Origin of the sequence: Mucilaginibacter inviolabilis (assembly GCF_011089895.1) — a bacterium.
Lineage (GTDB): Bacteria > Bacteroidota > Bacteroidia > Sphingobacteriales > Sphingobacteriaceae > Mucilaginibacter > Mucilaginibacter inviolabilis.
On sequence record NZ_JAANAT010000003.1, the window covers coordinates 535,419 to 561,327 of the forward strand.

Genomic DNA, 25,909 nt, shown 5'->3' on the forward strand with positions numbered 1-25,909 from the left:
GACAACAAAATGGCAAGAACAACATATCAGGATTTACTGGATGCAGGTGTACACTTTGGTCACCTTACCCGTAAATGGGATCCGAAAATGTCACAGTACATTTTCATGGAGCGCAACGGTATCCACATTATCGATTTAAATAAAACCTTAACCAAGGTTGAAGAAGCTGCTGCAGCTATAAAACAAATTGTAAAATCAGGCCGTAAGGTATTATTCGTAGCTACAAAGAAACAAGCGAAAGATATCGTTGCTGATTATGCAAAAAGCGTAAACATGCCATACATCACCGAGCGTTGGTTAGGTGGTATGTTAACTAACTTTGCAACCGTACGTAAGTCGATCAAAAAGATGTCAAACATCGATAAATTGACTAAAGACGGTACTTACAGCAACCTTTCTAAAAAAGAGCGTCTGATGATTCAGCGTGAGCGTATCAAATTAGAAACCCTTTTAGGTGGTATCTCTGATTTGAACCGTTTACCTGCAGCATTATTCCTGATCGACGTTAAGAAAGAGCACATCGCGGTTTCTGAAGCATTAAAGTTGAATATCCCTACATTTGCTATGGTTGATACCAACTCTGATCCTTCAAACATCGATTTCCCGATCCCTGCGAATGACGATGCTACCAAATCAATTTCATTGATCACCAGCATTATCATCAAAGCTATCGAAGAAGGTTTAGATGAGCGCAAACGCGAAAAAGAAGACGAAGCAGAAAAAGAAGCAGCTGTTGCTAAAGCAAAAGCTGATGCTCCTGAAGTAGCTGACAGAGCTGAAGGTGGTAAAAGAGCCCGCAAAACTGCTGAAGTAGCAGACGTTGTAGCCGATGCCGATACCGAAGCTCCTGCTGCCGAAACAGAAGAGTAATATTGAAGTCGTAAGTACGGGGTCGCGAGTCTGAAGTATTTAGACTTTGGACTTCATACTTACGACTTTTTAACTTTTATGGACAGCAGAATTTAGTTTCTGCTTGTAATTACAATTTACAGTCCATAGTTTTAATATTAAAAATAGTTGCAGGTTATACAGGCCAACTAATTTTGAGCCTAAACTCACAACCGATAACATAAAACTTAAAATTCAAAAAACATGTCTACAGTACAAATATCTGCAGCCGACGTAAACAAACTGCGCCAGCAAACTGGTGCCGGTATGATGGATTGCAAAAAAGCATTAACCGAAACTAACGGTGATTTTGAAGCAGCTATCGATTTTTTAAGAAAAAAAGGTGCTAAAGTTGCAGCAAGCCGTCAGGACAGAGAATCAAACGAAGGTGTTGTTATTTCACGCACTTCTGCTGATGGTAAAACTGGTGTGATCATTGAACTGAACTGCGAAACAGATTTCGTGGCTAAAAATGCTGAGTTTATCGCTTTCGCTAACGAAATTGCTAACAAAGCGGTTGAAGCTCAACCGAAAACTATCGAAGAGCTTTATGCACTTTCTATCGATGTTGATGCTACTACCACTACTATTGGTGAAGCTGTTATTGACAAAACCGGTAAAATCGGCGAAAAAATTGGTGTATCTAAATTAGAAGTGATCACTGGCGAAAAAATCATCGCTTACGTACACGGTAACTTCCGTTTAGGTGTATTGGTTGCTTTAAGTGCTAACCCAGCTGGTGCTGATGAGGCCGGTAAAGACGTAGCGATGCAAATTGCTGCTATGAACCCAATCGCTGTAGATAAAGACGGTGTTGATTCATCAGTAATTGAGCGTGAGCTTGAAATTGCTAAAGACGTGATCCGTGCAGAAGGCAAACCAGAAGAAATGGTTGAAAAAATTGCTGCCGGCAAACTGAACAAATTCTACAAAGACTCAACCCTGTTAAACCAGGAGTTTGTGAAAGATTCATCCAAGAATGTTTCACAATTCCTTGACTCGGTTTCCAAAGGGCTTACAGTAACCGCCTTTAAGCGAGTAGCTTTAGGAGCTTAAATATTTTATCCCCCTCGTATTAACGAGGGGGATTTTTTTTGTCCTATTATTAGGGCCTGTCATCCTGAGCTTGTCGAAGGATCGCGCGCAGAGGCCCGCCCCTCCATGCTTCGACAGGCTCAGCATGACATTCGCCTTGTACAGGGACACAGAACGACGTTATAAATATAACAGCGCTTCACAATCTTAAATTGATCTCTGGTGGCCAGATCACCGAAGGTAAAGCCGTTTTAATTTTAAACGGTAGTATTATTGATGTTATTGACGAGACTGGTATCCCGGCCGATGCTATAAAAAAAGATCTGCAAGGGTACTATTTAGCACCCGGATTTATCGACTTACAGATATACGGCAGCGGCGGACAGCTGTTTGCCGGTAAGCCAACCGTTGAGGCGCTTGCCCAGCTGGAAAACGACCTGCTGAACCAGGGTACCATTGGTGTATTTGCCACTATTGGTACCAATACCAATGATATTGTAGAAGCCGGTATTGATGCCGCCAAAATATACCGTACACAAAGTAAAGGCGCTTTCTGGGGTTTGCACCTGGAGGGGCCATATCTGAACCCTGCCAAACGCGGGGCACATCCCGAGAAATTTATCAAAAAGGCTACGTTGACCGAAGTGAAAAGCTGGTTGGAACGTGCCGATGGGGTGATCAAAATGATTACCATAGCGCCCGAGCTGCAGGATCAGGAAGTAATTGATTATCTGTTTAGCCAGGGTATCATTATTTCATCGGGCCATAGCAATGCCACTTATGCCGAAGGGAAATCATTTTTGAACAAACCGGTGCAGGCGGTTACACACCTGTTTAACGCCATGCCGCAAATGCATCATCGCGAACCAGGTTATATCCCGGCTATTTTTGAAGAGCGGCCATATACCAGCGTGGTGGCCGATGGCATCCATGTTGATTTTGCTATGATCCGTTTAGCCAAACGCGAACTGGGTGATAAGCTTTTTTTAATAACCGATGCCGTTACCTCAACCAAAGAAGGCGCCTATCAGCATGAATTAAGAGGCGATAGGTATACGATGCCCGATGGTACCTTGTCTGGCTCTACTTTAACTATGCTTAAAGCAGTTGAAAATTGCGTTAAAAAGGTGGGTATTGAGTTGGCCGAGGCGGTAAACATGGCATCCCTGTATCCGGCACAATTAGCCAAACAAACTAAAAAAGGTAAAATTGAAAAAAACTTTGATGCCGATCTGGTTGTTTTTAATGCTGATTTTGAGGTGAAGGGCACCGTGTTAGGAGGTGAATTTTTATAACACTAATTAGTTCTAATTTTTGCGAATTTCACAAATTAGGAAAGCAATTCGTGAAATTAGATTCAATTAGTGCACATTAGTGCCCACTTTTTTAACAAATACAACATAAAATTTTAACACTGGCTTTTATTCTTTATTTTTGGCGAACTCCATTATATGAACAGAGCTTTATCAATTCATGATATCAACGCAAGCAAGTTCTGTCTATTTTTATTACATCTATTTCTATTCATAACAAACCACACCAGATGAAGTACAAAAGAATCTTACTCAAACTTTCGGGCGAATCGCTGATGGGCGCAAGGCAATACGGTATTGATAACACCCAGGTATTGCAATATGCTCATGACATTAAAAACGTATATGATGCAGGTATTGAAATTGCGATAGTTGTTGGTGGCGGTAATATTTTCAGGGGATTAAGTGCCGAGAAATCGGGTATGGAACGTGCCCAGGCCGATTACATGGGAATGCTGGCCACGGTAATTAACTGTATGGCATTGCAAAACGCGCTGGAAAGCATTGGCGTGGAAACACGTTTGCAATCGGCCATCAAAATGGAGCAGATCTGCGAGCCTTACATCCGCCGCCGCGCTATGCACCACTTAGAAGTGGGCAAAATTGTAATATTTGGCGCCGGTACCGGTAACCCGTATTTTACTACCGATACAGCAGCCTCATTACGTGCTATTGAAATTAAAGCCGATGTGGTACTGAAAGGTACCCGTGTTGATGGTATTTATACTGCCGACCCGGAGAAGGATCCATCGGCCACTCGTTACGACGAAATATCATTCCAGGAGGTTTATGACAAAGGACTGAACGTGATGGACATGACCGCCATAACCCTTTGCCGTGAAAATAAACTGCCAATCATTGTGTTTGATATGAACCAATCCGGCAATTTCATGAAAATAGCCCAGGGAGAAGCCGTAGGTACCCTGGTACACTAAGTATTCCTGCAGGTTTTAATTTAACACGCGGTTTATACTGTTTGTAAAAAACTCAGAGCCCTGTTATTCCGTAATTGTGAATAACAGGGTTTTATTTTTTTAGCATGAAAGCAGTATACTCGGTAGTTGTTTTATTATTTACCTTATTGTGGAGTACAGCCAATAAGCCGGTAAATAAGGTTGATCTGGACCGTTTTTCGGGTAAATGGTATTCCCTATACTCGATACCTACGATGTTTGATAAAGGCACGCGGGAAACTACTACTACCTATACCCTTAATAGAGATGGTTACTATAATGTGGTAACCGTAGCCAAAAAAGGTGATGATAATGATCTGCACACCTATAAATCGAAACTTTTTCCGGACAAAAACAGGAACAATGCCGAAATGAAGGCGCAGTTCATCTGGCCCATCAAAGTTGATTATTGGGTAATTGAGCTGGCCGACGATTATTCGTGGACAGTGGTTGGACACCCTGATCATAAATTCCTTTTTATCATGAGCCGAAAACCCACTATTCCCCAAACAGAATATAATGAGATCGTGGCCCGTTGTAAAGCCATGGGTTACCCGGTCGAAAAATTGGTTTCGCAACAGCATAAAGCCAATTAACTATTGATTCCCCAATAAAAAAGGCCGCCATAAAATGGCGGCCTTTGCTGTATAAGCAATGAAGATTATTTGGCGTCTCCACCAAGCTCTTTAGCCACATTCTCGGCAGCTGTAGCTGAGGCGGCATCATTTAACTGGGTACGTTGTGTTTTAATGGTTTGCATTAAAGTAGCTACAAATTTGTCGGCACCATACATTTTGTATTTGATACCAAAATCCTTAAGCTCTGCAATACCCTGCTGGGCATATTCCGGTTTTTCGACCCTTCCGGTCATATCGGCAAATGCCCTTACACCATTGAACTTGTTTTGTACGGTGCCATTTTTAAAGGTATCATAAATGTATGGCCACTCGGCTGTTCCTCCTTTAGTGGCATACAAATTAAATATAGCGGTTGTTAAAGCGCCTTTATTGTCTTTCTCAAAAGCTTTGGCCTGTTTCAAGGCCTCGGGGGCATCTATCTGACCAATAGCTTCCAATGCAGCTCCCTGCACGGCGTACGACTCACTGCTGAGCGCTTGTTTGAACAAAGTTAAATTGCCAGAAGCTTTAAACTTACCTAAAGCAGTAATGGCCGCAGCTTTGGCTAATGTATTATCATCGGTTTGAGCCAGCGACGCCAATATAGGCTGAGCCGCGGTGCGGATGTCATCATTGGTGAGGTTGAGCGCTTTGATAGCTTTAATACGCAAGCCGTAATATTTATCTTTTAAAGCGGCAATGATAATTTTTTGATTGGCTTTTTCTTTCTGATTGGCAGCAGCAGCTTCAATAGCCTCATATCTGTCCATATACAATGGCGCGTTGAAGTACTGGAATGAGAACTCTTCTATGCTTTTATTATCGGTTTTTTTGGCCAGTAAAATTTTATCACCATCTACATTTACCAGGTCGGGTTTGGTAGCTACGTGGAAAGTTAAAGTATCGGCCTTATCATTCATCCACACTTTATGGCGTTCTTTTTTACCGCCTGCGTATATATCAATAGCAAAAGGCAATTTAAAGGTTTGTCCATCCTGGTTTTGCTGCAGATAAACGGTTTGGGTTTTGGTAGCATCGTCCCATTTATAGCTGATGTTTAAAATGGGGTGACCTGCACCGTAATACCATTGGTTAAAATACCAGTTCAGATCTAACCCGCTGGCTTCTTCCAGCGCCAGGCGCAATTGCTGGGCTTCGCCATTTTTGAAGGCATTTGTTTTCAGGTAGATACCCAGTCCTTTAAAAAATGCGGCATCGCCCAAATAGTTACGCAGCATGTTTAAAATGCGGCCACCTTTTTGGTAAGTAACTACGTCAAAAACATCTTCCTTATCGTCATAATAAAAACGTACCAGGTTTTTAACTTTAGCATCAGGCGTTCTTAAGTAGTTAAGCAAAGCATCATGATTATGCTCGTCGCCAACATCTTTGCCGTATTTATGCTCGGCCCAAAGCGTTTCGCTAAAATCGGCAAATGATTCATTTACGGTAAGGTTGCTCCAGCTTTCGGCGGTCACATAATCACCAAACCACTGGTGGAACAGCTCGTGCACAATGGTGCTGCGACCATTATTGTAATAAGCATCAAGCAGTTCGCGGTGAGTGCCCTGTACATATTCACCATGTAAGGTAGCGGTAGTGTTTTCCATAGCGCCGCTTACATAATCGCGCACTACAATCTGCGCGTATTTATTCCAGGGATAATCAACACCTAAAGTTTTGGAGTAAAACTCAATCACCTCTGGTGTAAAGCCGAATATTTCTTTGGCATAAGGAGCATATTTGGGCTCCAGGTAATAGTTTACCTCTTTATCGCGCCACTTGTCTTTATAGATCTTAAAATCGCCAACGGCCATCATGAACAGATAAGGCGAATGCGGTAGGTCCATTTTCCAGTAATCGGTACGGGTACCATCGGCGTTGGTTTTTTGCGATACCAGTTTTCCGTTGGATAGCGTAACATACTTGGAAGGTACCGTCATAGTGATCTCTTCGGTAGTTTTTTGGCTTGGCTTATCAATAGTTGGGAACCAGGCCGATGAGCTTTCGGTTTCGCCTTGTGTCCAAACCTGTGTTGGTTTATCTTTTTCGGTGCCGTCGGGGTTGATGAAATATAAGCCTTTGGCATCATTTATAGCGGCGCTGCCTTTTGATTTTAATTCGTTTGGCTTGGCGGTATAGTCGATATAAATGGTATAGCTTTCGTTGTTATGATAAACCTTATCCAGCTTTATAGCCACTGACAAGCTATCCTGGTAAGTAAATTTCAGCGGAATATTCTTGCCGTTTTTTACCACCGATATATTTTTAAGATCCATGCCTTTGGCATCAAGTCTTAGGCTGTCGGTAGGATAAAAGTGAGGTTTTAAGGTAACCCATTCTTTACCGTACAGGTAACGCTTTTTGTAATCAAAACGGACGTCGAGTTTGGTGTGTATCAGGTCGTTAACCTTGGTGGGTACAGCGCGGTAAATTTTCATTTCCGGATCGTCCGGTTTCGGCGCTTGCTGCGCGTACGATGAGGTAAGGGCTGCCGTTAGCGCACACGATAACAACAGCGTTGAAATTGGTTTCAGATCAGTCATATAACAATATTAGTATTTTGTCTTCAAATAAAGTATAAAATAAGGGAGTAATTATCAGTTTACACACCCCTGGCTTATGCAGATTAACCTTAAATAGCTATGACGTTTTGGGTATACTATATGTTACGACTAGTAAAATTTATTTTAATACATACCGCATAAAAGCGAACACCATCTGTACGGATTCGAACAGTATAAGTTATTTTTTCTATTTAAATTATTGATATTCAATATTTTAAATAAATGGCACAATATTTTAGCCTGTATTACCTGCGACGGTGGTACCTAATAAATTTTTAGTATGATCAAGAATTATTTAAAAATAGCATGGCGTAATTTAATCAAGAACAAGGCGCATACTTTTATAAATATGGCTGGCCTGTCGGTTGGTTTGGCTTGTAGCCTGCTTATTATGCTATGGGTGCAAAATGAGCTGAGCGTTGATGGTTTTCATAAAAATAAATCCCGTTTATATAATGTATATGAGCGCCGGTATTTTGATCATAAAATATCCGGGCAGTATAACACACCAGGGGTACTGGCCGCCGAAATGAAAAAAGTGTTCCCCGAGATAGAATATGCCGTAAACGGGGTATACAATGAGAATAATACCTTCATGGCTCAAAACAAAATACTAAAACTTAGGGGTGGAGCCGCAGATGCCGATTTTTTTAAAATGTTCAGTTACCCGCTTTTACAAGGCAGTGCACAAGCGGCATTAAATTCGCCTTTAAGCGTGGCTATATCGCGCAATATGGCGGTAGCTTTTTTTGGCAGTCCGGAGGCGGCTATAGGTAAAACCATTCGTTTTGAAAATAAGAAGGATTTTACCGTAAGTGCTGTGTTTGAAAACCTGCCCAATAATACGCTGGAAAAATTTGAGTATCTTATGAGCTGGTCTGCTTTCCAGATAGAAAATCCATCGGCAAAAGAATGGAATAATAACTGGCCGCGCACTGCTATTATGTTGAGGGCCGATGCAAACCCTGTTCAGTTTGAAAAAAAGATAACCCATTTTTTAGATAATTACAGCACTGGCCAAAAGAAAGGGGTTTTTACTACAGATCTTGATATACAGCCATTTGATCAAAAATACCTGTATGGCAATTTTACAGGTACTAAATTTAGCGGAGGCCGTATTGAATATGTACACCTTTTTAGCATTGTAGCCATTTTTATTTTACTGATAGCCTGCATCAACTTCATGAACCTCACTACCGCGCGTTCTGTTAAACGGGCACGGGAAATAGGTGTGCGTAAGGTTGTGGGCGCTGTGCGTTCGGTGTTGATCAAACAATTTATCGGCGAATCATTAATGGTAACTTCATTAGCCGTTATTGTTTCTTTGATGTTATTGATATTACTATTGCCATTGTTTAACCAAATTACTCAGAAACAGATCGAGTTGCCATTTAACCAGGTTGATTTTTGGCTCAAATTGGTTGCTATAACACTGATAACCGGTTTGGTAGCGGGTAGCTATCCCGCCCTGTTCCTTTCTTCATTTAACCCGGTTAAAGTTTTAAAAGGCACACTGAAGTTAGATGCCGGCACTACCTTATTTCGTAAGGGGCTCGTGGTATTCCAGTTTGTGTTATCTGTTGTTATGATCATCGGAACTATGATTGTTGCGCGGCAAATGAATTTTATTCAGTCCAGAAACCTGGGTTACGACCGCGAAAACCTCATTTATTTGCCCATAGAAGGAGAGCTTAAAACGCAATACGAGGTTTTTAAATCCGAAGCCCTAAAAATGCCGGGAATACAATCTGTATCTGTTTCGGGCTCAAGACCAACCATCATTGACAACGGTACGGTTGGTGTAGAATGGACGGGAAAAGACCCCAACAACAGCATTCGGTTTGTACAAACCACCATCAATTATGATTTTATAAAAACCCTGAAACTAAGTTTGCTGGCCGGGCGCGATTTTTCCAAAGATTATCCTACAGATACAGCGGGTTATATTATCAATGAAACCGCTATGAAGCGGATGGGATATACAAGCGCTATCGGGCAGCCGTTGGCGTTATGGGGACAAAAGGGTAAAATTATTGGCGTAGTTAAAGATTTTCATCTTAATTCCTTACATGAGCCAATCCTGCCCCTGATTCTCTGGCTTTCACAAAAAGTGGATTATGGCAGTGTACTGGTCCGCACCGAACCGGGTAAAACCAAAGAAGCATTGGCCAGCCTGGAAACTCTGAGTAAACAAATTAACCCGGCATTTCCATTTAACTATTCATTTTCTGATGCAGAATATCTGAACCTTTATCAAAGCGAGCAGATAGTAGGCAAGTTAGCTAACGTATTCGCGCTGCTGGCCATTTTTATTTCATGCCTGGGCCTGCTTGGTTTGGCTATGTTCACGGCCGAGCAACGTATCAAAGAAATTGGTATCCGTAAAATATTAGGCGCCAGTGTCAGCTCGCTTTTTAAACTGCTATCCTCAGAGTTTTTGGTATTGGTTATAGTTGCCCTGCTCATTGCATCGCCTATAGCCTGGTACGCTATGAATAAATGGCTGCAAGGCTTTGCTTTTCATACAGAGATACAATGGTGGGTATTTGCCCTTTCGGGAGGTTTAATTGTATTGATAGCGCTGGCAACCGTAAGCTTTCAGGCGGCCAGGGCCGCATTAATTAACCCGGTAAAGAGTTTAAGAAGCGAATAAGTTTGGTTTCGGATGTCGGATGTTCGATATCGGATTTTTCACCATTGCTTGTTTTTAATGGAGTTCAAGAGGTCTTCGACATTTAGAGGTTAGAAATTAGTTTTTAGGATATTAAGAAATCATGTTAAAGAACTATTTAAAAATTGCCTGGCGCAACCTGATCAAAAACAAGGTGCACACCTTTATTAATATAGCCGGTCTTTCGGTAGGTTTAACCTGCAGCCTGCTTATTTTGTTGTGGGTGCAAAGTGAACTCAGTGTTGATGCGTTTCACAAAAACGGCGCCCGCTTATACTCGATATATGAACGGCAATATTATGATAATAAAATACATGGACAATATAATACCCCGGGATTACTAGCTGTAGAGTTAAAAAAACAAATCCCCGAAATTGAATATGCTACAGGTAATTCATACGGAAGCGAAAGTACTTTCCAGGTTGGTGATAAGATATTGAAAATGAGTGGTACCGATGTTGGTGACGACTACCTTAAAATGTTCAGTTTCCCCATATTGCAGGGTAGTGCGCAAACCGCTTTAAATTCGCCGGTGAGTATAGCCATTTCCCGTAAAATGGCCGTGGATTTTTTTGGCAGCCCGCTGGCAGCTATTGGTAAAACTATCCGTTACGAAAATAAAAACGATTTTAAAGTTACCGCCGTATTTGAGGATATGTCTAAAAACTCATCCCAAAAATACGATTACCTGATGAATTGGTACCACTTTGTAGATGCTAACGGGCAGGTTAAAGACTGGGGTAATAACTGGCCCGCAACTGTTATTATGTTGCGCGCTGATGCCAACCCCATATTGGTTGAAAAAAAGTTAACCCATTTTTTAGATAACTTAAACAAAGGCCAAAAGAAAGGCACTTTTACCATAGAGCTGGGCATACAACGCTTTAGTGATTTATACCTGCATAACAACTTTGTGGACGGAAAAATTGAAGGTGGCCGTATAGGATATGTACATCTGTTTACTATAGTGGCTATTTTTATTTTGCTGATAGCCTGCATTAATTTTATGAATTTAACTACGGCCCGTTCTGTAAAACGCGCCCGTGAAATAGGAGTGCGTAAGGTGGTAGGTGCAGTGCGCTCTGTTTTAATAAAACAATTTATTGGCGAGTCGTTATTGATAACGTCACTGGCTATTATCGTATCGCTGGTGTTACTGGTGCTGTTATTACCTGTGTTTAATCAGGTTACCAGAAAAGAAATCGAACTCCCTTTTAACCAGGCTGGGTTTTGGCTTAAGCTGGGAGGTCTCACTTTAATTACTGGCTTAATATCCGGCAGCTACCCAGCTTTATTTTTATCGTCTTTTAATCCGGTTAAGGTTTTAAAAGGAACATTAAAGTTAGATATAGGCACTACCCTGTTCCGTAAGGGCTTGGTTATATTTCAATTTACCCTCTCAGTAATATTGATAACAGCTACTATTGTTATTTCCAGGCAAATGACTTATGTGCAGTCGGCAAACCTGGGTTATGACCGGGAGAACCTAATTTACTTGCCAATGAATGGCGAATTAACACCCAAATACGGCACCTTTAAGGATAGGATATTAGGCATGCCCGGTATACAATCAGTTACCCGCGTTAGTAATACACCAACAATTATCGAAAACGGTACCGGGGGTATTCAATGGGTGGGTAAAGATCCAAATGTTAATATTGAGTTTACGCAAATTTCTGTCGGGTACGATTTTGTAAAAACGATGAAACTAAAGGTGCTGGCCGGGCGCGATTATTCAAAATCCTTTGCAACCGACTCGGTGGGCTATATCATCAACGAAACGGCTTTAAAAAGAATAGGTTATAAGGATCCGATAGGGCAACCGATCACACAATGGGGAAAACCGGGTAAGATCATTGGACTGATAAAGGATTTTCATTTTAACTCTATGCATGAACAGATCAGGCCACTGATCATCAGGTTTGGGGAACAGGAAAATTATGGAAGTTTATTGATCAGAACAGAGCCGGGTAAAACCAAACAGGCGCTTGCCAGCCTCGAAACCCTGTGCAGGCAAATTAATCCGGCATTTCCGTTTACCTACACTTTCTCTGATCAGGAATACCAGAAGCTATATCAAAATGAACAGATCGTAACCAAATTATCAAATGCCTTTGCTTTTCTGGCCATATTTATTTCGTGTTTGGGTTTATTAGGTTTAGCCATGTTCACGGCCGAGCAGCGGGTCAAAGAAATAGGTATCCGTAAAGTATTGGGAGCAAGTGTGGGTTCATTATTCTCCTTGTTATCATCGGAGTTTTTGATATTGGTGATCATCGCTTTGGGTATTGCCCTGCCGGTATCCTGGTATGCCATGAACAGCTGGCTGCAGGGCTTTGCCTATCGCACCTCCCTGCAATGGTGGATGTTTGGCCTGTCTGGAATGATCATTATTTTAATAGCTACGGTAACGGTAAGTTTTCAGGCGGTTAAGGCTGCCCTGGTAAACCCGATTAGAAGTTTAAGAAGCGAATAATAAGCTTAAAGCATAGGCAAAAAGTAAATAAACGTATTACGTATAATTTAGAACGTACAACATGTTAAAAAACTACTTAAAAATCGCCTGGAGAAACCTCATCAAAAACAAGGCTTCTTCTTTCATCAATGTGGGGGGCCTGGCCGTTGGTATGGCTGTAGCTATGTTAATTGGATTGTGGATATGGGATGAGCTATCATTTGATAAATATCATCAGAACTACGATCGCGTAGCCATAGTGATGCAGCACGAGGTTTTTAATGGTAACATCAATACAGGTTCACCAATTCCCCTGCCACTGGATGCCGAGCTGCGCAAAAACTATGGAAGCGATTTTAAACATCTGGCTCTATCATCATGGACAAACAATCATATTTTAAGCGTTGGTGATAAAAAAATCTCCTATAAGGGGAATTTTATGGGGGATGAAGCTCCCGAAATATTTTCGCTCCGGATGCTGCAGGGCTCGCGCAGTGGTTTAAAAGATCCTTCTTCTATGCTCATCTCGCAGTCGGTAGCCAAAGCATTGTTTGGCAATACCGATCCCATAAACAAGGCCATCAGGATTGATAATAATGAAAACCTTAAGGTTTCAGGAGTTTACGAAGATCTGCCCGGTAACACTACTTTGCATGATGTTGCCTTTATTGGGCCATGGGGATATTATATCCATGCGCCGGGTAATGACAGGTCGCCTACTGACTGGGGCGATAACTCCCTGTTCATGTACGTGCAGATAGCCGATCATGCGGATATGGCCAAAGTATCTGCCAAAATAAAAAACATAAAGCTCGACAAGCTGGATAGAGAGGATAAAAAGTTTAATCCCCAGTTGTTTCTTCAGCCCATGAATAAATGGCATTTGTATGCCGAATTTAAGGACGGGGTTAATACAGGGGGCGCTATTCAATATGTATGGCTTTTTGGTATCATCGGCATATTTGTATTGCTGCTGGCTTGCATCAATTTTATGAACCTGAGCACAGCCCGAAGCGAAAAACGGGCCAAAGAAGTGGGCATACGTAAAGCCGTAGGTTCGTTACGGGGGCAGTTGATCAAACAATTCTTCAGTGAGTCGTTTCTGATAGCCGGTTTGGCTTTTATATTATCACTGCTGCTGCTTTGGCTGGTAATGCCCTGGTTTAATGATGTAGCAGGTAAACAGATAGCTATTTTATGGAACTCTCCGTTTTTTTGGATAGCTGGTATTGGGTTTACTTTATTTACCGGAATAATTGCCGGGCTTTATCCGGCTTTATATCTTTCTTCATTTAACCCGGTTAAAGTATTAAAAGGTACTTTTAAAGCAGGACGCTTTGCCGCCATTCCGCGTAAAGTATTGGTGGTAACCCAGTTTACGGTATCTGTTATTCTTATTATAGGCACTATTATCGTTTTTAAACAAATACAATTTGCCAAAAACAGGCCGGTTGGATACAGCCGGGATGGGCTGCTGGCCATTGAAGTAACCAATGAAGACCTGCATAAACATTTTGATGCTTTGCGGACCGATCTACTCCAATCCGGAGCTGTAACCGAAATAGCAGAATCATCCAGTTCAACCACCGGGGTAAACAATCACCGGGGAGATGTTAGCTGGAAAGGGAAAGACCCATCAATGACCTCTTTTTTTGGAAACATCAATGTTACTACCAACTATGGTAAAACAGTAGGCTGGCAATTTACAGATGGGAGGGATTTTTCGAGCCAGTCTGTTGCCGACTCCACAGCCATTGTATTGAATCAGGCTGCTGTAAAGTATATGGGACTGAAAAATCCTGTTGGCGAAATGGTGCAGGTAGGAAAATGGAATATGACCGTAATTGGTGTGGTAAAAGATATGGTGATGGAATCGCCCTATGAGCCGGTTAAACAAACTATTTTCCGTATTGGCCGTGGTACACTGGATGATATCCTGATCAAAATAAATCCGAAGATAAGCACGCATGATGCACTCGGTAAAATAGAAGCTGTTTGTAAAACGTATTCCCCATCAGTTCCATTTTCTTACCGGTTTGCGGATGATGAATACGCCAGAAAATTTGCTACCGAAGAGCGTATTGGCAAGCTGGCGAGTTCATTTGCTATGCTGGCTATTTTTATCAGTTGCCTGGGCTTGTTTGGCATGGCATCTTTTGTAGCCGAGCAAAGGATAAAGGAAATTGGTGTACGCAAGGTTTTGGGAGCAAGTGTTTTTGGCCTATGGCGCCTCATGTCGCGCGATTTTGTGTTGCTGGTAGTTATCGCACTGTTTATAGCCACACCGGTTGCTTATTATTTTATGCACGGTTGGCTGCAGCACTACGCTTACCGGGCCGAGCTTTCCTGGTGGATATTTGCATTAACCGCTGCTGGGGCAATTATCATAACCTTGTTAACCATAAGCTATCAGAGCATCAGGGCAGCGCTGGCTAACCCGGTAAAGAGTTTAAGGAGTGAATAATAGGCTAAAAACAATAAATTGGATAGATAAAAGCTTTAGGCTTTATGCCTTGAGCTAAAAACGTATAGTATGTTAAAGAATTATTTAAAAATAGCATGGCGTAACCTGATCAAAAATAAAGCGCATAGTTTTATTAATATAGCAGGTTTATCGGTTGGGCTGGCTTGCAGTTTGCTCATTTTACTGTGGGTGCAAAATGAGTTGAGCATTGATCAATACCATACCAATGGCAAGCGGTTATACTCGGTTTATGAACGCCAGTATGTTGATAATAAAATTCTGGGTCAGTACGGTACACCCGGTTTGCTACCCGAAGAGCTAAAAAAGCAGATCCCGGAAATTGAAGCCAGCACAGGTATCTCCTATGGCGATGAAAATACTTTCCAGGTAGGCGACAAAATATTAAAAATGAATGGTACCGATGCCGGTGCCGATTGTTTTAAAATGTTCAGCATCCCGTTACTGCAGGGTGATGTGCAAACGGCCTTAAACTCGCCGGTAAGCATGGCTATATCCCGTAAAATGGCTGTTGCCTTTTTTGGCAGTCCGGCCGCTGCTATGGGTAAAACCATCCGCTATGATAACCGTAAAAACTTTACAGTTACCGCGGTATATGAAGATTTGCCTAATACAGCCTCGCAAAAATATGATTTCCTCATGAACTGGTATAACTATATAGATGAGAACCAATGGGCCAAAGACTGGGGTAATAATGGTCCCTCTACAATTATTATGCTGCGCGCGGATGCTGATCCGGATGCGGTTGAGAAAAAGATCACTCACTTTTTAGATAATTTATATAAGGGACAGAAAAAAGGAACTTTTACCGAAGAATTAGGCCTGCAACGCTTTGGCGACGGATATCTGCATGGCAATTTTGAAAACGGAAAAATTGAAGGCGGTCGTATTGAATATGTACGTTTATTTACTATTGTAGCCATTTTTATTTTACTGATAGCCTGTATCAACTTCATGAACCTCACCACGGCCCGGTCGGTTAAGCGTGCCCGCGAAATCGGTGTACGCAAGGTTGTTGGTGCAGTACGTTCTGTTTTGATCAAACAATTTATTGGCGAATCGATGCTGGTAACTGCGCTGGCGGTAGCGGTTTCCTTGATACTGCTGGTACTGTTGCTGCCGATGTTTAATCAGATCACGCATAAAGAAATAGAGTTACCATTCGGCCAGCCCTTGTTTTGGTTAAAGCTGGCTGGTATCACTTTAATTACCGGATTAGTATCGGGTAGTTATCCGGCTTTGTTCCTATCGTCATTTAATCCGGTTAAGGTACTTAAAGGAGCTTTGAAATTAGATTCTGGTACTACCATGTTCCGTAAAGGTCTGGTAATATTTCAATTCGCACTATCCGTTATACTTATAACCGCAACTATTATTGTTTCCAGGCAGATGGCCTATATCCAATCAAAAAATCTGGGCTACGATAGGGAGAACCTGATATATATCCCCATGAGCGGCGAACTGATAAGTAAATACAGCACCTTTAAGGATGAAGTTTTACGCATGCCTGGCATACAATCGGTTACCCGTATCAGCAACACCCCCACCAATATTCAAAACTGGACAGGTGATGTTCAATGGGAGGGTAAAGATCCCAATGTAGTTGTTCAGTTTACGCAGGTATCTGTTGGATATGATTTTGTAAAAACTATGAAATTGAAGATGGAAGCCGGGCGCGATTTTTCAAAAGCCTTTGCAACCGACTCTATAGGATATCTGATTAACGAGGCCGCTTTAAAAAGAGTAAAATATGCCGATCCTATTGGCAAATCGCTTACTTTCTGGGGTAAAAAAGGAACTATTGTTGGCGTGATCAAAGATTTTCATTTCGCTTCTATGCACGAGGCGATCAAACCACTGGTAATCAGGCTTCGTGAGGATGAAAAATATGGTAATGTATTAGTAAAAACGCAGCCTGGAAAAACCCGCGAGGCACTGGCCGGCCTGGAAAGCTTGTGTAAACAAATTAATCCTGAATTTCCGTTTACCTATAATTTTTCGGATCAGGAGTATCAGAAATTATATCAAAATGAACAGATTGTAACGATGCTGTCAAACGCCTTTGCGTTTCTGGCCATATTTATATCATGCCTGGGATTGTTAGGTTTGGCTATGTTTACAGCCGAGCAACGGATAAAGGAAATCGGTATCCGCAAAGTACTGGGTGCCAGCGTAGGTTCATTGCTCGCTTTATTATCATTAGAGTTTTTGGTGCTGGTTGTTATTGCTTTAATGATTGCTTTACCCGTATCGTGGTATAGTATGAGTAAATGGCTGCAGGGGTTTGCTTATCGTACAACCATGCAATGGTGGATGTTTGGTATGGCAGGTGGTATTATTATTATAGTAGCCATGCTAACGGTTAGTTTCCAGGCCATTAAGGCGGCCCTGGTTAATCCTATAAAAAGTTTAAGAAGCGAGTAAGATGATTTCGGAGTTAAGATGTTCGAATTCGGGTTTAGTATTTAGATTTTAGAATTTTAAAGAATCATGATCAAAAACTATTTAAAGATTGCGTGGCGAAACGTTGTCAGAAATAAGGCGCACACTTTTATTAACGTGGCCGGTTTATCGGTAGGTTTGGTATGCAGTCTGCTTATTTTGCTATGGGTACAAAATGAATTGAGCGTAGATAGTTTTTTTAAAAATAGCTCCCGTCTGTACTCAATATATGAGCACCAGAATTATGACCATACTATGCATGGTTCCTATAATAATCCCGGGCCAACTGCCGAACAGATGAAAAAAGTGCTGCCCGAAGTGGAGTACGCTACCAGCGCCGGGTTCGATCAAACAAACACTTTCCAGGTTGGCGATAAGATATTGAAACAAAGTGGTTCTGCTGGTAGTGCGGATTATTTTTCCGTATTCAGCTATAAGCTTTTACAGGGCGATGCCAAAAGCGCTTTGAATACACCGGCGAGTCTGGCCATTTCCCATAAAATGGCCGTCGCGTTTTTTGGAAGCCCTCAGGCTGCAATAGGTAAAACCATTCGTTACGAAAACAGCAAAAACTTTACGGTTACCGCCGTATTTGAAGACCTGCCTAAAAACTCATCACAAAAATTTGATTACCTGATTAACTGGTATGCCTTTCTGGATGAGAACAATTGGGCCAGGGAATGGGGTAACCAGGGGCCCGCCACCTTCATTATGTTAAAGCCTAATGTTAATCCTGTGGCATTCGAAAAAAAGATAGCTCATTTCTTAGACCCCTATAACGGCACCAATCGTAAAACGTCAACCTTTATTATTGACCTGGGTATTCAGCGTTATGATGAAGGTTATCTGCATGGCAGGTTTGAGGGCGATAAATTTGTGGGGGGACGTATTGAATATGTACGCATTTTTAGCATCGTAGCTATTTTTATACTCCTGATAGCCTGTATCAACTTTATGAATTTAACTACAGCCCGTTCTGTTAAGCGGGCTAAGGAAATTGGTGTGCGTAAAGTGGTTGGTGCCGAGCGTTGGGTTTTGATACAGCAGTTTATCAGCGAATCGTTATTGATCACCACTATCTCGGTGGGTATATCACTATTGTTGTTGGTTGTATTACTTCCCGTATTTAATCAGGTTACGCAAAAGCAAATAGAACTGCCGTTTAACCAAGCCTCATTCTGGATTAGGCTGGGATTAATCACCTTAATAACCGGGCTGGTATCAGGCAGTTATCCGGCACTGTTCTTATCATCATTTAATCCGGTAAAGGTTTTAAAAGGGGCGTTGAAACTGGATGCAGGCACTACGTTGTTCCGGAAAGGACTTGTTATATTTCAGTTTGTGCTATCGGTTATACTTATCTCCGGAACTATTGTTATATCCCGCCAGATGAATTATATCCAATCGAAAAACCTGGGTTATGATCGTGAAAACATGATCTATATACCGCTCGAAGGGGATCTGCTGCCTAAATATAATCTATTTAAAGAAGAAGCTCTGCGAATGCCCGGAATACAGTCGGTAACCCGCATCAGTACCGAACCCACTAACATCCAAAATGGTACAGGCGGAGTAAATTGGACGGGTAAAGATACTACGGTTAATATTCAGTTCACCCAGGCTTCTGTGGGGTATGATTTTGTGAAGACCATGAAACTGAAAGTGCTTTCAGGTCGCGATTTTTCAAAGGAATATCCAACAGATTCAGTTGGTTATATATTGAACGAGGCGGCCCTGAAAAGAATTGGTTATAAAGATCCCATCGGTCAGCCCCTCACCTTTTGGGGAAAACGAGGAAAGATAGTGGGACTGATCAAAGATTTTCATTTTAACTCTATGCATGATGAAATAAGGCCACTGATACTGAGATTGAGGGAACATGAAACATACGGAAGTATCCTGGTAAGAACCGAGCCCGGTAAAACCCGCGAGGCACTAGCCACTATGGAAAAAATATGCCACCAGCTGAACCCCTCATTTCCGTTCACTTATAATTTTTCAGATCAGGAATATCAGAAGCTCTATCAAAATGAGCAAATTGTTGGTAAACTGTCCAATGGCTTTGCTTTCCTGGCCGTGTTTATTTCTTGTTTGGGCTTGTTAGGCCTGGCTATGTTTACAGCGGAACAGCGGGTTAAAGAGATCGGGATCCGCAAAGTGCTGGGTGCCAGTATAGGTTCATTGTTTGCTTTGTTGTCATCAGAGTTTTTGGTATTGGTAATTATTGCTCTGTTTATTGCATCACCAATTGCGTGGTACGCCACAGGCAAATGGCTGCAGGATTTTGCTTACCGCACACCGGTGCAATGGTGGATGTTTGCCCTATCGGGAGTGATCATCATCTTCATTGCTCTGATTACCGTAAGCTTCCAGTCGGTTAAGGCAGCATTGATCAACCCGATAAAGAGTTTACGAAGCGAATAGGAAGATTTAGGATTTGAAGTTTCAAACTTGAAGATTAATATTTAAGCCTTAGAATTTTAAGGAATTATGTTAAAAAATTATTTCAAAACTACAGTAAGGTATCTGTTGGCTAATATGGCATTCAGTATTATTAATATTGTAGGTCTTGCAACAGGTATTTGTGTTTGTTTTTTTGCTTTGCTATATGTGCAATTTGAGCTTAGCCGGGATAGTTATAATAAACAGGCCGATCATATTTATCGTCTGGTAACGGATGTTAAGACCCCTGTGGGTATTAATTATGAAAGCGCATCGGCACCCATGGGGCCGGCTATGGCGACCGCCTATCCCGAAGTAAAAGCCGTTACACGGATATTTATGGATGATATGATCATCCAAAGTAATCCCAATAATGCCATTAAAGAAGAGGTGGCGTATGCCGATGCTTCCGTATTTTCCATTTTTACATGGCCCCTATTACGTGGTGATTTACGGCATTTGTTTGATGCACCTTATAATGTGGTATTATCAGAGTCGGCTGCAAAAAAATATTTTGGCAATGCAGATCCAATTGGTAAAATATTAGTAATAAACGGGCAGCAAAATGCAGCGGTAACAGGCATAATGAAAGATATACCTTACAATTCACACCTTAGGGTTGATATGCTTTTTTCTATATCGTCGCTGGTTAATGCTGATTGGGATCATAATTGGAAGCGTTTTGGCTTTTATACTTATTTACTTTTACAGCCAGGTGCTGATGCCGCGAAATTAAGTGCTAAACTGCCTGCTTTTGTAAAGGCCAATATGGATCAAAGCCATATAAAATATAAGTTATCAATTGAACCATTAAAAAAAGTATATCTGTACGGTTATCCGAGGGGGCACCGTACTGGTAGTTCAGAAAGCGGCAGTATCAATAACATATATGTTTTTTCGATCGTAGCAGCATTTGTGCTTTTTATCGCTTGTTTTAATTTTATCAATCTTACTACAGCTTTCTCCCTAAAAAGAGCCAGGGAAGTAGGTGTACGCAAAGTGCTTGGTGCATCAAAAAAACAATTGGTATTACAGTTTTTTATGGATGCAGTTTTTCTTTGTTTAATTGCCTTTTTTATTGCATTGCTATTAGCGGTCTTTTTATTACCTCTGTTTAACCAGCTTTCAGGCACAATTATAAGTGCGGATGTATTTGAGCATTTAAGTTATATTAGTTATTTGTTGCTGATAGCTGTAATGGTTGGTTTATTATCCGGCATTTATCCCGCTTTGTTTTTATCTGGATTTAAGCCTGTGAATAGTCTTAAGAAACAGCTTATGCCGGGAACTAATAGTTTGCTGTTTCGTAAATCATTAGTGGTTGCGCAGTTTACCATTTCAATTGTACTTATTGTTGCCACTTTGGTAGTTTACACCCAGCTTGATTTTATGCAAAATCAAACGTTAGGATTTAAAAAAGAGCATAAACTAGTAATTGATTATCAGTTTGACAGGCGCATTAACGAGCATGCTACTGCTGTAAAACAACAGCTTTTAAATATAACCGGAATAAAGGGGGCTTGTTTATCATCAAGCATACCGGGTACCCCCAATAATAGCTATAGCGTGTTTTTAGATGATAGTCACAACGTGCAACAGGAAATAACGGCGGATTCTTATTATACCGACAATGACTTTTTAAAGCAGTATGGCATAAGGGTTGTTGCCGGACGTAGTTTTGCAGCGCAATATGATACTGAGCGAGACAACGCTTTACTAATTAACGAAGCCATGGTGGAAATGCTGGGCTATAAAAATGCGGATGAAGCAATTGGTAAGCGATTTAGACAGTTTTCCGGGGAAGGTACAGTTGTTGGTGTGGTAAAAAACTTTCATGTCCATTCTTCACAAGAAGTGATAAAACCTTTGTTTATAAGGCCGGCAAGTGGCTTTTTTACTTGCCTTACTTTAGATGTTAATTCTGATCATATACAACAAACCATTAATCTGGTTGAAGCGCAGTGGAAAAAAATAGCCCCGGGCCTTCCTTTTGTTTACTTTTTTGCTGATGAAGCTTACAACAAACAGTTTGTGGCTCAATTACGTTTTGGCCGGTTATTCATTTGTTTTTCGGCATTGGCCATATTAATATCTTGTTTGGGGTTAATTGGTCTTTCGGCCTTTAGCGCAGCGCAGCGTAAAAAGGAAATCGGGGTACGGAAAGTTTTAGGGGCCTCTGTCATGAGTATCGCCGCCTTATTATCCAAAGAATTTGTAAAGCTTGTTTTATTGGCGTTTATTATTGCTTCGCCACTGGCTTGGTGGGCCATGCACAATTGGTTACAGGAGTTTGCTTATCGTATCCAAATATCATGGTGGTTATTTATGTGCTCAGGTGCGACAGCATTGCTGATTGCCTTATTCGCTGTAAGTTTTCAAACTATCAAGGCTGCGATAGTAAATCCTGTAAAAAGTTTAAAAACAGATCAATAACTCAGATGAAAAGCAAATTTTACCTTTTTTTAATGCTGCCAATAATAGTAATCAGCAGCCTGGTTAACTCTGCCAAAGCACAGGACACCGTTATCACGAAGGTGTATCATGGCAAGCTCGATTCTGTAAACTCCGATATATTAAAGCAAAAGCGGCTAATACAGGTTTTTACTCCACCAGGTTATAAACCTGGGAGTACCGATAAATATGATGTGTTGTATGTACTTGATGGGGGTAACTGGAATGCCGGGCTGGTAATGGATCTGGAGCGCCTTTTACAGGGCGAAGCGTATATGCCCACAACCATAGTTGTGAGTGTTTTAAATATCGACAGGAATAAAGATCTTACGCCTACACACGTCAATGAAAATAGTACATCAGGCGGGGCAGATCAATTCCTGGGTTTTTTAAAAAAGGAATTGATTCCCTACATAGATAAAACATACCCATCTAACGGCAATAATATATTATGGGGGCATTCATTTGGTGGCTTATTTGTAATGTATGCACTATTAAATGAGCCCAAAGCTTTTAATTCATACATCGCAGTCGACCCTAGCTTTTGGTGGGATAAACAGTACTTACCCAAAATAGCTGGCAATAAACTACCTGCTTTAGCTGATGTAAAAGCCTCTTTATTTATAGGGGGACGAGCCGGCAACGATGGTAAAGGCATGAAGATTGATACCATGGAGGCTATTCTGAAAAAAATGGCACCCGCTGGTTTAGACTGGAGAGTTTCAATGTACCCTGATGAGACACATGGTTCGGTGCGGCTAAAAACTACTTATGACGGTTTGAAATTTATTTATTCAGGGTATGGTACCAAAGGTCCTACCATTCATCCAACCAACGGGATTCTCCTAAAGAACAAGCCGATTAAAATGTGGTTTTTCGGCGATTCATCAAAAGTAAGATATACTACCGACGGAACGGAACCCACCCTGGCGTCTGCGGCAATAAAAAAAGAGTTTACTTTATCCGCACCAGGAAAACTGATCGCGAAACGATTTTCGAACAATGGGATGTATGATATCTCCAGCGTTGGTGAATTTAAAGAAGGGAACTATTTGCCCGCGCTTTCAAAGGTAAAAAACATAATACCCGGAGGCTTTAATTATACTTATTATGAAGGTAAATGGGATAAAGTGCCCGATTTTAGTAAATTAAAACCTGTTAAAACAGGGCTTACGGATACAGCCTTTAGATTTAGTAAACTCCCCAGCAAAAATAATTTTGCACTGCTTATTGATGGTTGGATACAAATAAAAGAAGAGGGCTATTATCTTTTTGGGCTGGCTTCTGATGATGGTTCAAAACTATATATCAACAACAGGTTATTGATTGATCATGATGGCTTGCACGATAATAATAGTGCCAAATCATATATACTACCCTTACAAAAGGGCTTTTATCCCATCAGGGTGGAGTACTTTCAGAAAGACGGGGACTATGACTTGCAACTACTATACCTCACACCGGGTATTTCTGATATTAAAAAGATAGTCCCGATACCTTTTGAGTTGCAATACCATCATCAGTAGAAATAAAAAAAGCTGAAAGGATAATTAAACTCCTTTCAGCTTTTTGCTTTAAGCCTTCTGCTTAATTAGCAATATTCTTCAAACGCGCCAATCAGGTTGTCGGCAATCATTTGTGCCGGGCGACCTTCAATTTGATGGCGCTCGATGATATGTACCAGTTTGCCATCTTTAAACAAAGCCATAGCTGGTGATGATGGTGGATATGGCAGCATATAGTTACGGGCAGCATCAACAGCTTCTTTTTCCATACCTGCAAAAACGGTTACCAGTTTATCGGGATGTTTTTCGTTAGCGGCGGCAATTCTGGCAGCAGGGCGTGCGTTAGCTGCGGCACAGCCACAAACCGAATTTACCATTACAAATACAGTGCCTTCGCTTTCAATAGCATGCTTTACAGCATCGGCATCCTTAAGCTCCTCAAAGCCAACTCTTGTCAAATCTTCCCGCATTGGGGCAACTAAATATTCCGGATACATAATGTTTTTTGTTTACACTAAAATTTACTTCAAACAAAAATAATAAATGATTGGCAGCTTGTATGTAAAAAACACAATAATAACACTTTGCTGACGATGGCCCCACACCCAAACCCAGGCTATTAATTGCTTATTAGTTATAGTTTTCTTGAAAACCGGGGTTGATTTATAAATAGTAATAAGTATATTGCGTACCCCTAAGTAATGAATTGGATGAACAAAAAACCTTCTGAAATTAGTACGGTTGTTATCATTAGCAAGAACCATCAGCATACCCAATCGGTACAAATAAAAACCAAACATCTTAATAGAATACGTCACTATGTGTATAGCACCCTGTCTGTTGTGGTGGTATTGGTAGGTTTAGTGATCTATTTAAGAGCAGAAAATTTTAGGCAGGAACAAGAAAAACAGCAACTGCTGGCCCAGATAGTAAAATTGAAGGGCGCCATTCCGGTAGCATCAGCCCAGACTAAAGAAGGCAGTGCCCAATCATATATCCAGGCTATTGAGGGAAAGTTAAAAACCATTAACAATTATTTAAAACGCCGGGGATTAAAAGGCTTCTCCAACAAAGGTATTGGCGGTGATGATAACGCAGAGGGTAAAAAACTAACCGATAAAGAAGTATACTCCTTGTATAACGACTACCTGAGCCGTTTAATGGGAACCATTGCGTTTACACCCATGGGATACCCGCGTATAAGTTCCTTTACTTCATTTTTTGGTTACCGAAGCGACCCCTTTGATGATGGTCGTGCCGAATTTCATCCGGGTATCGATTTTAAGGGCCGCAAGGGCGATGAAGTAAAATGTACCGCCAGCGGTAAAGTGGTTTTTGCAGGCTGGAGTGGTGGTTATGGCAATTGCATCCGCATAGCGCATATCAATAACCTGGAAACCGTGTATGGTCACCTGTCGAAAATAAAAGTAAGAGTAGGTCAGGAAGTAAATGTTGGAGACGAGATAGGTTTGGTAGGTTCAACTGGTCATTCTACCGGGGCACACTTACATTATGAAGTACGTAAAAATGGCAAGCCTATCAATCCGGTTAATTTTTTAACGCTCAATAAATAAAATTGATGAGTGGTGAATAGAGAGTAGTGAATGGTTTTCTTAACTACTCTCTATTCACCACTCACTACTCACCAATTCATACAACATTTCAATGGCTATTTTCGGAAAAAAAGATAAAGTTGCGCTTGATCTTCAGGCTATCTCCACGCTGATTGGTGATGGCGGCGTTTTAGATGGTAACCTTAAAGCCCCTGCCTTTGCCCGGATTGACGGCCAGGTAAATGGGAACGTAACCATTGACGAAGGGCTGATATTGGGCGAAAAAGGATTGATTACCGGCAACATCCACACCAAAGAAATTGTTGTTTACGGAACTGTTAAAGGGGATATCCAAACCGAGTCGCTCGAAATAAAAGCCACCGGCAAAATTACCGGCGAAATAAGTACACAAACCCTGCTGGTTGAAACCGGTGGTGTGTACAACGGCAAGCTCACTATGCAACAAGGAGATAAAAAGCTTTTGGGAGCGTAATAGGTTTTACGTTAGATCGTGATACGTTTTATGTTATTATGT

16 protein-coding genes are annotated in these 25,909 nt (G+C 41.3%); 14 read left to right on the forward strand and 2 right to left on the reverse strand.

Translation table 11 applies throughout. The annotated features are described in order from the left end of the window. Window positions 1-9 precede the first annotated feature (9 nt). From rpsB to G7092_RS22345, 5 genes are all read left to right on the forward strand, one after another. On the forward strand, window positions 10-870 hold the full coding sequence (gene rpsB / locus G7092_RS22325) for a 30S ribosomal protein S2 (RefSeq protein ID WP_166092729.1): 861 nt from the start codon (window positions 10-12) through the stop codon (window positions 868-870). A gap of 222 nt (window positions 871-1,092) precedes the next feature. Continuing rightward, window positions 1,093-1,944, forward strand: a complete 852-nt coding sequence (gene tsf, locus G7092_RS22330) for a translation elongation factor Ts (protein WP_166092731.1) — start codon at window positions 1,093-1,095, stop codon at window positions 1,942-1,944. Between the two features lie 167 nt (window positions 1,945-2,111). Continuing rightward, window positions 2,112-3,218 (forward strand): N-acetylglucosamine-6-phosphate deacetylase, encoded by a 1,107-nt coding sequence (gene nagA / locus G7092_RS22335; RefSeq protein ID WP_317170012.1) that lies wholly within the window; start codon window positions 2,112-2,114, stop codon window positions 3,216-3,218. A 248-nt stretch (window positions 3,219-3,466) separates the two neighbouring features. Beyond that, the gene (gene pyrH, locus G7092_RS22340; RefSeq protein WP_166092735.1) at window positions 3,467-4,171 is read left to right on the forward strand and encodes a UMP kinase; all 705 of its coding nucleotides are present in this window, start codon (window positions 3,467-3,469) and stop codon (window positions 4,169-4,171) included. 104 nt (window positions 4,172-4,275) lie between these two features. After that, window positions 4,276-4,785 carry a lipocalin family protein gene (locus G7092_RS22345; protein ID WP_166092738.1) on the forward strand — a complete coding sequence of 170 codons (510 nt, stop codon included), beginning with the start codon at window positions 4,276-4,278 and terminating at the stop codon, window positions 4,783-4,785. Window positions 4,786-4,850: 65 nt separating this feature from the next. Here G7092_RS22345 and G7092_RS22350 read toward each other — a convergent pair whose 3' ends face one another. After that, window positions 4,851-7,352: a M1 family metallopeptidase gene (locus tag G7092_RS22350; RefSeq protein ID WP_166092740.1), complete on the reverse strand. Its 2,502-nt coding sequence runs from the start codon at window positions 7,350-7,352 to the stop codon at window positions 4,851-4,853. 301 nt (window positions 7,353-7,653) lie between these two features. On the opposite strand from G7092_RS22350, the gene G7092_RS22355 reads away from it, so the two are divergent. The 7 genes from G7092_RS22355 to G7092_RS22385 all read left to right on the forward strand — a co-directional run bounded on the left by G7092_RS22355 (window position 7,654) and on the right by G7092_RS22385 (window position 23,842). Beyond that, a complete protein-coding gene (locus G7092_RS22355; RefSeq protein ID WP_166092742.1) occupies window positions 7,654-10,026 on the forward strand; it encodes an ABC transporter permease in 2,373 nt (790 codons plus the stop codon). 121 nt (window positions 10,027-10,147) lie between these two features. Next, window positions 10,148-12,520, forward strand: a complete 2,373-nt coding sequence (locus G7092_RS22360; RefSeq protein WP_166092744.1) for an ABC transporter permease — start codon at window positions 10,148-10,150, stop codon at window positions 12,518-12,520. Between the two features lie 61 nt (window positions 12,521-12,581). Beyond that, window positions 12,582-14,963, forward strand: coding sequence for an ABC transporter permease (locus G7092_RS22365; RefSeq protein WP_166092746.1), 2,382 nt, complete (start codon window positions 12,582-12,584; stop codon window positions 14,961-14,963). Window positions 14,964-15,032: 69 nt separating this feature from the next. After that, complete coding sequence (locus G7092_RS22370; protein WP_166092748.1) at window positions 15,033-17,405, forward strand: ABC transporter permease; 2,373 nt, start codon at window positions 15,033-15,035, stop codon at window positions 17,403-17,405. A 66-nt stretch (window positions 17,406-17,471) separates the two neighbouring features. Next, window positions 17,472-19,847 (forward strand): ABC transporter permease, encoded by a 2,376-nt coding sequence (locus tag G7092_RS22375; protein ID WP_166092751.1) that lies wholly within the window; start codon window positions 17,472-17,474, stop codon window positions 19,845-19,847. A 66-nt stretch (window positions 19,848-19,913) separates the two neighbouring features. Beyond that, the gene (locus G7092_RS22380; RefSeq protein WP_166092753.1) at window positions 19,914-22,298 is read left to right on the forward strand and encodes an ABC transporter permease; all 2,385 of its coding nucleotides are present in this window, start codon (window positions 19,914-19,916) and stop codon (window positions 22,296-22,298) included. 5 nt (window positions 22,299-22,303) lie between these two features. Then, the gene (locus G7092_RS22385; protein ID WP_166092756.1) at window positions 22,304-23,842 is read left to right on the forward strand and encodes an alpha/beta hydrolase-fold protein; all 1,539 of its coding nucleotides are present in this window, start codon (window positions 22,304-22,306) and stop codon (window positions 23,840-23,842) included. Between the two features lie 65 nt (window positions 23,843-23,907). Here G7092_RS22385 and G7092_RS22390 read toward each other — a convergent pair whose 3' ends face one another. Further along, window positions 23,908-24,318 carry a BrxA/BrxB family bacilliredoxin gene (locus G7092_RS22390; RefSeq protein ID WP_166092758.1) on the reverse strand — a complete coding sequence of 137 codons (411 nt, stop codon included), beginning with the start codon at window positions 24,316-24,318 and terminating at the stop codon, window positions 23,908-23,910. A 204-nt stretch (window positions 24,319-24,522) separates the two neighbouring features. On the opposite strand from G7092_RS22390, the gene G7092_RS22395 reads away from it, so the two are divergent. Both G7092_RS22395 and G7092_RS22400 read left to right on the forward strand, forming a co-directional pair. After that, window positions 24,523-25,395, forward strand: coding sequence for a M23 family metallopeptidase (locus tag G7092_RS22395; RefSeq protein ID WP_166092760.1), 873 nt, complete (start codon window positions 24,523-24,525; stop codon window positions 25,393-25,395). Window positions 25,396-25,486: 91 nt separating this feature from the next. Then, window positions 25,487-25,867, forward strand: coding sequence for a bactofilin family protein (locus G7092_RS22400; RefSeq protein ID WP_166092762.1), 381 nt, complete (start codon window positions 25,487-25,489; stop codon window positions 25,865-25,867). The last annotated feature ends 42 nt before the right edge of the window (window positions 25,868-25,909 follow it).